Genomic DNA, 890 nt, shown 5'->3' on the forward strand with positions numbered 1-890 from the left:
CTCTGACTCAAAATTCATGACTTGACGTTGGCCGATCTGGCGATGCGGCGCACCAGTTGTCGAGTTGACGCAATAAGGAGCCATGCTTCAGCCGAGGTGACGGAGGCCTCCCAATCTTTGGCGAGACGTCGGCAGCGGTTGAGCCGTGCCAACGTGCGTTCGACGACCCAGCGTCGGGCAACTATAACGAAGCCTTTTGCGTCATCCGGGCGTTTAACAATTTCAATCGTGGGCCCGTCGATTTTCCGGAGCGCGTTTTTCAAGCTTTTCGCCGGCGTAGCCGCCGTCAGCAAACAAGTGTGCAATAGTCGGGTAGCTCGCACACGCCAAAGTGACGACGGCCGGCGCGCGTCCCGATCCTGAACATTGGCCGGGTGCACGATGGCGCTCAGCAAATTTCCTTCTGTATCGGTGACGATGTGGCGCTTGCGACCTTTGATCTTCTTGCCCGCATCAAAGCCGCGTGGCCCTCCGCTCTCGGTCGTCTTGACCGATTGACTGTCGATGATCGCCGCCGTTGGTTGCGGCTCCCGTCCAGCAAGCCTACGCGCGACTTCAACCAAGGCTTCATTGATCAAATCCAACACCCCGCTGTCGCGCAGGCCATAAAAATAGTACTGGACCGTCGTGAAGGGAGGAAAATCCTTTGGCAAAAGCGCCCATTGGCATCCCGTCGTCGCAATGTACTGGATCGCATCCCATACCGATCGCATGCAGGTCTTGCGCGGTCGCCCGACCTTGCTCGGCCCTGGCATCAACAGCTCGATCAAGGCCCATTCCGCATCCGTACAATCGCTTGCATAGCGGAGCGCTCGTCTGTCATGCTGACAGCGGGTGATTTCGGTCCAGGTCATCTGCTTCTCCGATGGCTTCGAACACCTTCGAAGAAT

The 890-nt window shown here is 57.8% G+C and carries 1 protein-coding gene; it reads right to left on the bottom strand.

Annotated elements, in window-relative coordinates:
- Positions 1-14: 14 nt before the first annotated feature.
- Complete coding sequence (locus CWO89_RS44605; protein WP_245476879.1) at positions 15-854, bottom strand: IS5 family transposase; 840 nt, start codon at positions 852-854, stop codon at positions 15-17.
- Between the last annotated feature and the right edge of the window lie 36 nt (positions 855-890).

The organism is Bradyrhizobium sp. Leo170 (genome assembly GCF_004296405.1).
Classification (GTDB): domain Bacteria; phylum Pseudomonadota; class Alphaproteobacteria; order Rhizobiales; family Xanthobacteraceae; genus Bradyrhizobium.